The sequence below is a fragment of the Nostoc sp. genome (assembly GCF_036917315.1).
Taxonomy (GTDB): Bacteria; Cyanobacteriota; Cyanobacteriia; order Cyanobacteriales; family Nostocaceae; genus Nostoc.
Window position 1 is genome coordinate 335,362 of record NZ_JBALDR010000002.1, and the last position, 7,055, is coordinate 342,416.

A 7,055-nucleotide genomic window follows, 5' to 3' on the forward strand; every position below is an offset into this window, starting at 1 on the left:
AAATCGCCGACTCCAACTGTCTTTAATTTTAAAGTAATGAGTAATAAATAATGGGTATTACTCATCACTCATTACTCATTACTCATTACTCATTACTCATTTATTGACAGACTACTACTCATCTGTAGAGTAGAACTGTTGGGCGTAAAAACGGGCATACCGTCCTTCTTGAGACAATAGGGAGGTGTGAGTACCAGCTTCAACCACCTCTCCTTGTTCGATGACGAGAATGCAGTCAGCTCGACGAACGCTGCTCAACCGATGGGCGATAATAAACACGGTACGATTTTGCATCACTCGTTCTAGTGCTTCTTGAACTAGTGCTTCTGATTCAGAATCGAGGGCAGAGGTGGCCTCATCCAGGATGAGAATTCGAGGATCGTTGGCAACTGCTCTGGCGATCGCTAATCTTTGGCGTTGTCCTCCCGATAGGTTAACTCCACGCTCTCCCACCCAGGTATGATAACCCTGAGAAAATTGGGTGATAAAGGAGTGAGCGTTGGCAATCTTGGCTGCTTCCTGAATCGCTGCTAAATCTAATTCTTCTTGACCGTAACCGATATTTTCAGCGATGGTTCCTGAAAAAAGCGTAACATCTTGGGGAACAATGCCAATTTGATGGCGCAAGCTGGTAAGTGTGACATCACGGATATCAAGATCGTCAACTAGAATTTGACCCCTCTGAGGGTCATAAAAGCGAAGTAAAAGGTTAATTAACGTCGATTTGCCTGCTCCAGAAGAACCAACCAAGGCAATCACATCACCAGGAGAAGCGTTCAGGCAAAGATCCTTAAGAACTGGCTGGTCGGGATTATAGGCGAAATCGACATGACGATACTCTACCTTGCCCATAACTCGTGGCATTGCCTGAGCATTCGATTTTTCGCTGATACTAGGTTCCTTCGCCATCAGTTCAAAGATGCGTTCAACAGAAGCTTCGGTCTGTTTGTACTCGTTGTAATTGCTAATCAGCATGTCGATTGGCTGAATCAGTAAAGCCACAGCAGCTAAGAAACTGATAAACCCTTGAGATGTCAGTTGTCCCTGAGAAATCTGCCATCCTCCTAATAAAAACAGCAGTATAATACTAACTGCTTCCAAAAAACCGACAACGGGAAATTGAATGGATTTGAGTTGTAAAGCGCGATACTTAGCTTGGCGATTGATTTCTGCTTCTTTATTGAATCGCTTCACTTCATATTCTTGGGCTGCAAAAGCTTGAACGACGCGAATTCCGCTAAATACTTCAGTTAGCATCGCCGACAAATTGGAAACCTGATTTTGGCTCTGGCGAGATAGCACGAGTAATCGCTGACCAAATTGCCCGATCAACCAAGCCATTAAAGGAGCCAAAATCAAACCCGCAAGAGTGAGCGGCCAATTCAGGTAGAGCATGTAAATGGGAATCGCAATTAACTGCAACAAATTGGAAAGAAACTGATGGGATAACTTGTCTACAATTTCGCCGACGCGATCGATATCTTCAGTTAGACGATAAGTCAGGTCTCCCGTCTGTGTCGTTTCAAAGTAATCTAATCCAAGTTTGTGCAGGTGAGCATAAACCCGCTTACGCAAGTTTAAAACCATGTTCAGAGTAGCAGCGATCATAAAGACATTCTGCCCGTATTGACAAAGCCCTCGAACAAAAAATACCAAAGTGGCTAGTCCGAGCCAGTAGGCAATCTGGTTAACATTTCCCTGACCAAGATTAAAAGCGACCTGACCTGCTAAATAGGGCACTGCTACGGTGAATAACACAAATCCTAAGATACAAGCTAATCCCCGAATTAACAGCGGCCATTGGGGCCAGAGATAAGGCAACAGTTGCCAGTAACTAGAGCGGACTTTCATAGGTAAGTAAGAATTCAGGAGTCAGGAGTCAGGAGTCAGGATTCAGAATTGAGATGCATTACGGCGTTAGCCTACCACACCATGTTACCCAACCGTGCCGACTCCTGAATTCTGACGCAATATTCTACTCAGTTTCTCCTAGAGAGTTTAGTAGAAAGCGGGCAATTCTCTCAGATGCGCCGGGTGGGCCAAATCGCTCAGGGCCATTTACTTTGCACTTAGCGAGGTAGTCTGAATCTTCTAAAGTTTCGACTACTCGGTTAGCTGCTTGCTTGAGAATCTCAGGGGTTGCTGGCTTAGTGCCGATGGTTTGAGCCGAAATGCCCGACAGCCGCGTTTGCGCTTCTGCAAATTGATAGGTAAATTGAGGGCCCTCTCCGGGAATCTGGATGATCGGTTTCCCCATCGCTACAGCTAGATCCACTGCCAACCCTGCCATACCAATGACGAGGGTAGAGTAATACAAAATATCACTGAAGGCATCTGAGTAACATCTCACTTCTACAAGCGGTGATTCCGCAGCAGAACTTCCTGGAGGATAATAGGTGAGTATGCCTTGATTCAGTTGCCAACCTTGACTTTTAGCAATGTCGTCTAATTGCTCCATCAAATTTGGTACTAAGGCAGCGCGAAACTGGAATCCTGACTCAGGCATCACCTTGGCGATTTCTATCACCAGTTGCAACTGCAAACTGAAATTTCGCGCGGCTTCCGGCATCCGCGATCCTGGTAAGATTGCGATCGCAGGAATATCCGGTTTCAGGTACAAGTCTTTGCCAGTGGGGACAACCCGATCTAAAGCCGGAATCCCACCAAACCTAGCCTTAGCTATACCTTGCCGTTGGAGATCGGAAGCTGTATAGGAATCTCTAGTAAAAACTGCCAGACATCGGGAAGAATTAAGGTCGTGCCACAGCAGTGGATTGATACGCAATTGCCCTTCATAGAGGGCAGAAAGACAAGAGATAAACGAAACGAAGGGACGCTTTGTTAAGTAAGCAAATGTCTGGGAGACAAAATCCCCAGTAGACATAATTAAATCGCAGTTGGGAGCATACTGCAACACCGCTTGTAATTGTTGCCACGTTAACCCAATCAATCCCGATTGAAAATCTTTGAGCATATAGAGGCGTTTCATGTAAAAGAATCCGCCAGAGGGCATTACTTGTGTGGGCCCAATAATGGGAATGTCCAAGCTGCGGTAAGCTTTTCCTTCTCCCACAATTGGCATTGCCGCCATCTCAATCGAAGGAGACAATTGGCGCAGGGTCTGAATAACATGAGAGGTGTGGTTGTCCTCTCCGTGGCCGTTACTGATAAACAAGATTCGCTTAGAAGGCATCTTGGGGTTTGGATAAATCTAAAATGCTTGTTTGGTGAGATTTTTAACCTACATTGGGTGAGTAGGCTAAGAGATTGATAGTATTTTTACTATTGAGAGTTTGTAATTTTATAGACAAATCTACAAAGTTACTTTTTCAGGTGTAAACCGGAATGGAATTACTGCTAATCCCTGGTTTTGCAAACGCTAATCTATCAGAGAATACAGTATTAGGAGTACAAGCGCTATGGGTACATTAGACTTCTTGCATGAATCAATGAGCTTTCACCCTAAATCCCTCTCCCAAAAATGGGAGAGGGATTTAGGGTAAGGGCAAATTTTGTATTTGTGCAATAGGTCTATCGATCTGAGTTCAATTCCAATATGCAATAATTGTTGCAACTTCCGCATTATGTAAATTATTTGCAAATACCTGTTCAATATTCTATTTTGTTAAAATTCAAATTCTTTGTAGATACTCAGGTGGCACACAATCGACTAACCAAACACCATTAGCCGAACAATAGAAGATATAACCTGCCTGATGCATTGCCGCAGTATTTACAGCAAAAACCACTGGTTTTCCATGCCTGGCACCAACAGTTTGTGCTGTTTCTATATCCCTTGATAAATGGACATGATGCCGCGACATTTTGCAAAGTCCTGTTTGCAGAATTAACTCTACAGATTTGCGTCCCGTGCCATGATAAAGCCGATCTGGAGGAACAACAGCTTCTAATTGTAAATCGACTTTTACACTATGTCCTTGGTTTGCACGAATAAGATTACCTGTAGAATCAAAAGAAAAGCGTTGTTTCTCGTTGAATTCAACTACCACCTGTAATTCCTGGCGGGTAATCGGAAACTTATTTTGAGCGCAAGCGGTAAGTAAGTCATCAACAGCAACCCAACCACCAGGAGCAAGTTTAATGCCAATGGCATCTGGCGTATGTCGCAGATATTTGCTGAGATATTTGCTGATTTTGACGAGTCGAGAATCACTCATTTGATTAAGTAGTCATTTGTCATTTGTCATTTGACTCTGATGTTGCAGTTTAATTGTGGTTAGCATCTTTATACTACAATTATAGTTTTTTGTAGCACATAATTTTTATTGATGGTTTTATTTGGTGTAAATTGACATAATTTGTCTTCCCATCATAGCTAATGCCACTCCAACGATCGCAATGAGTGTCACCTTTCCACCAGGAACGAGTGGTTGATTTGTGCTATCTGAGTTTTCTTGTTCTTGACGTTGCTTCCAACTCATTAACGCCGGAATAATTCCACCTAGAACTGAAATACTAAATGTTCCAGTGTAATCTAGGGCAGTAAAAAAGATGCTGGGGTTAAGCGTTCCCAGAGTCATCGGCGGGAAAAGAACCAGCGAATAGAGGGGTAAGCGGCTAGAAAGTTGCCACTGTGCAGGCAGGAAAATATCTTTGAACAAATCCAGCAACCCGTACACAAATCCAATGAATGATGTGACGATCGCAAACTCTGAAAAAATGGATACTAGCACTCCTAACCATTGCCCTGCACTACCTCCTCGGAGAATTTGTAGTGGATCGAAAACACTTGTACCAGATGTGCTATCTAGCATATCGGGACTGACGCTTCCTAAAATTACGGCATTCCACGCCAAGAACATAATTAGAGGAATCACAGAACCAATAAAGATGGACTGACGAATTTTGCGGGCATCCCCTTCGAGTTGCGTCACAACCAATGGCACAACGTTTTGGAAAAACAGCGCCACAGACATCACTGAAATGGCACTACCAAGGGCACTCCAGTTTTGAAATAATAGTTGGGCACTTTGAATATGTCTTCCTCCCAGAAATAATAGTCCTAAGAAAGAAACGATGACAATTCCGACAAAGGCGCTGTTTAATTTCTCAATAAACTTTTCTCGCCCAAGATACATAATGCCACCAAATAAGAGCGTGAAAGCCATTGTGCCCACCCACGTCGGCAATATCTGCATACCCCAGACTTTTGCCACCGCCACTCCTAAAATCTCTCCGCCTTCGGTGATGTATGCCACCAAGAGAGCATAATGCATGAATAAATATGCACCGCCAGCAATTCGCGCTCCCACCTTACCAAGGATCTTCTCAACAACTCCTAAAAAACCTATACTTGAAAGCCCTTCTGTTCGCATCGTGTTTAAGGTAACTTCTGCAACCAATAACCCTGACACTAAGGCGTAGAGCCAAACAGCAATTAGTCCAGATGTGGATGGCACAATACCCGATGGCAGGGTAACGGCTGGTAGAGCGAGAATCCCAGCCCCAACAGTGGTTCCTGCAATCAATGCACTACTTCCCAATACACTACCCGGTTGATGATTGAGTTTTTTGCCATCAAATTCGAGATGAGAAAACAACTGAGTGACTTGCTCTGAATTTTTTAGAACGGTCTTTATGGGAACCATACTGAATATCCGTACCTAAACCAAACAATATTAACATACGTAAATATTATTCGTAAAAGCCCTGATTTTCTTGGTTTTTCAAGCAAATTTTCTGCTAAATAAGCGATCGCTACTTCATTATCAACACAATTTTTAAAGTATAAATGTCACTTGTAGCACTTTATTAATCAAATAGACCACGCAGAGAAAAACCCAGAGAAATTGTACCGTTAGAAGGAGACAGAACAGGAGTGCGACGCCGATAGCGTACTCCTTTCCTGCGGAACGCTACGCGAACGGAGAAGCAAGCTACGCGTAGCGTCTCGTAGAGAAACGGTAGCGAGTCATCGAGCGTCATAGCCCGTCGTAGACATCGCCAAGTTTAAGAATATTCTTTGTTTACTTGCCTCTGCACAGATACAGTCATAATATGAGTTAAAGGTGATATTCTCGTGAAAATATGTATAAGTAATAATGACGTGGGAGGTAGAATTCACAAACGAGTTTGAAATGTGGTGGGTTGAGCTAGACGACAGCACCCAAGTTGCAATAGATACAGTAGTGCGACTACTTGAGGCGCGGGGGCCAGAACTTCCTTTTCCCTACAGTTCAAAAATAAACGGCTCACGTCATTCCCACATGAGAGAGTTGAGGGTGCAACACAGAGGAGAACCGTACCGAATACTCTATGCATTTGATCTAAGGAGAGTCGCCATTCTTCTTCTTGGAGGAAACAAGGGAGGAGACGATCGCTGGTACGAGGAGAATGTGCCAAAAGCAGATACGTTGTATGACGAACATTTAGAAGAATTAAAAACAGAAGGGTTCCTATGAAGACGAAGCCATTTAAAGAACTTCGTAAAAAAATGACTCCTGAACAACAGGCAGAAAGTGAGATGCAAGCAAACCTTGCATTGCTCAAATTGACACTTTCTGAACTTCGAGAGTCCCTTGGACATACACAAAGCGATGTCGCGAAAAATATGGGAGTGGTACAATCGGCACTTTCAAAAATTGAGCATCAGGATGATATTCAAATATCCACCCTCTCTCGATACATTAAATCTCTTGGCGGAAGTCTGACAATCATAGCGCGTTTTCCCGATCGAGAGGTTGTGATTTCTCAGTTTGATTGATATTCGACTGGTGAGCGTCGCCACATCAACCCCATCATCACAAGTGCGATCGCCTGTAGTAAAGTAGCGGATGCGTAGGCGAAGCCCATCGAAGATATCGCACTGACAACTGCGCTCAATTTTTCCATCCCCGCGAGGGGTAATAAATTGAAAACTTCTCATAACGCGATTTGTGTTCTCAAACTGGGGTTTGAGTTCTCATTTAAGTATATTTAGTACGCAAAAGCTAATATTGAGTTCTCAAACTGGGGTTTGAGTTCTCATTTAAGTATATTTAGTACGCAAAAGCTAATATTGAGTTCTCAAACTGGGGTTTGAGTTCTCATTTAAG

At 43.4% G+C, this 7,055-nt stretch carries 8 protein-coding genes; 2 read left to right on the forward strand and 6 right to left on the reverse strand.

Annotation, left to right across the window (positions count from 1 at the left end; genetic code table 11):
* Positions 1-114: 114 nt before the first annotated feature.
* The 5 genes from V7K84_RS02155 to V7K84_RS02175 form a co-directional block, all read right to left on the reverse strand.
* A complete protein-coding gene (locus V7K84_RS02155) occupies positions 115-1,851 on the reverse strand; it encodes an ABC transporter ATP-binding protein (protein WP_334835937.1) in 1,737 nt (578 codons plus the stop codon).
* Between the two features lie 124 nt (positions 1,852-1,975).
* Positions 1,976-3,193, reverse strand: coding sequence for a lipid-A-disaccharide synthase-related protein (locus V7K84_RS02160; protein WP_334835939.1), 1,218 nt, complete (start codon positions 3,191-3,193; stop codon positions 1,976-1,978).
* Positions 3,194-3,632: 439 nt separating this feature from the next.
* Complete coding sequence (locus V7K84_RS02165) at positions 3,633-4,178, reverse strand: RNA 2'-phosphotransferase (RefSeq protein WP_334835941.1); 546 nt, start codon at positions 4,176-4,178, stop codon at positions 3,633-3,635.
* A 117-nt stretch (positions 4,179-4,295) separates the two neighbouring features.
* A complete protein-coding gene (locus V7K84_RS02170) occupies positions 4,296-5,609 on the reverse strand; it encodes an amino acid permease (protein ID WP_334835944.1) in 1,314 nt (437 codons plus the stop codon).
* A gap of 163 nt (positions 5,610-5,772) precedes the next feature.
* A complete protein-coding gene (locus V7K84_RS02175) occupies positions 5,773-5,946 on the reverse strand; it encodes a hypothetical protein (protein WP_334835946.1) in 174 nt (57 codons plus the stop codon).
* A 116-nt stretch (positions 5,947-6,062) separates the two neighbouring features.
* Between V7K84_RS02175 and V7K84_RS02180 the strand changes: the two genes are divergently transcribed.
* Complete coding sequence (locus V7K84_RS02180) at positions 6,063-6,422, forward strand: type II toxin-antitoxin system RelE/ParE family toxin (RefSeq protein WP_334835948.1); 360 nt, start codon at positions 6,063-6,065, stop codon at positions 6,420-6,422.
* Positions 6,419-6,724 (forward strand): helix-turn-helix domain-containing protein, encoded by a 306-nt coding sequence (locus tag V7K84_RS02185; protein ID WP_334835950.1) that lies wholly within the window; start codon positions 6,419-6,421, stop codon positions 6,722-6,724. Before V7K84_RS02180 ends, V7K84_RS02185 begins: the two co-directional genes overlap by 4 nt.
* On the opposite strand, the gene V7K84_RS02190 is transcribed toward V7K84_RS02185, so the two are convergent.
* A complete protein-coding gene (locus V7K84_RS02190; RefSeq protein ID WP_334835952.1) occupies positions 6,712-6,852 on the reverse strand; it encodes a hypothetical protein in 141 nt (46 codons plus the stop codon). The genes V7K84_RS02185 and V7K84_RS02190 overlap by 13 nt on opposite strands.
* Between the last annotated feature and the right edge of the window lie 203 nt (positions 6,853-7,055).

Coding starts and splice junctions, on each gene's coding strand:
- V7K84_RS02155 (WP_334835937.1), bottom strand. CDS start 1,851: ATGAAAGTCCGCTCTAGTTACTGGCAACTGTTGCCTTATCTCTGGCCC.
- V7K84_RS02160 (WP_334835939.1), bottom strand. CDS start 3,193: ATGCCTTCTAAGCGAATCTTGTTTATCAGTAACGGCCACGGAGAGGAC.
- V7K84_RS02165 (WP_334835941.1), bottom strand. CDS start 4,178: ATGAGTGATTCTCGACTCGTCAAAATCAGCAAATATCTCAGCAAATAT.
- V7K84_RS02170 (WP_334835944.1), bottom strand. CDS start 5,609: ATGGTTCCCATAAAGACCGTTCTAAAAAATTCAGAGCAAGTCACTCAG.
- V7K84_RS02175 (WP_334835946.1), bottom strand. CDS start 5,946: ATGACGCTCGATGACTCGCTACCGTTTCTCTACGAGACGCTACGCGTA.
- V7K84_RS02180 (WP_334835948.1), top strand. CDS start 6,063: ATGACGTGGGAGGTAGAATTCACAAACGAGTTTGAAATGTGGTGGGTT.
- V7K84_RS02185 (WP_334835950.1), top strand. CDS start 6,419: ATGAAGACGAAGCCATTTAAAGAACTTCGTAAAAAAATGACTCCTGAA.
- V7K84_RS02190 (WP_334835952.1), bottom strand. CDS start 6,852: ATGGAAAAATTGAGCGCAGTTGTCAGTGCGATATCTTCGATGGGCTTC.